Genomic DNA, 237 nt, shown 5'->3' on the forward strand with positions numbered 1-237 from the left:
CTGCCTGGCTGCTCTCGTTTCCGTAACCGCACACCAGACGCCCACGATGACCACCCCCCTGTCCCCCGCCGCCGCGCTCCCCAGCGAGATCGTGCAGTCGCCCCTGCCACGGCTGAAGATCACCGAGATCTTCACCTCCCGGCAGGGCGAAGCCGATACCGCCGGCAGGCCGACCGCGTTCGTGCGCCTGACCGGCTGCCCGCTGCGCTGCACCTACTGCGACACCGCCTACGCCTT

At 70.0% G+C, this 237-nt stretch carries 1 pseudogene; it reads left to right on the plus strand.

Annotated features, from left to right (window positions below):
* Positions 1-46 precede the first annotated feature (46 nt).
* A pseudogene (locus ACQG3P_RS23400) lies at positions 47-237 on the plus strand (7-carboxy-7-deazaguanine synthase QueE); the annotation flags it as partial.

This window comes from Stenotrophomonas sp. SrG, from assembly GCF_050031795.1.
GTDB lineage: Bacteria > Pseudomonadota > Gammaproteobacteria > Xanthomonadales > Xanthomonadaceae > Stenotrophomonas > Stenotrophomonas rhizophila_A.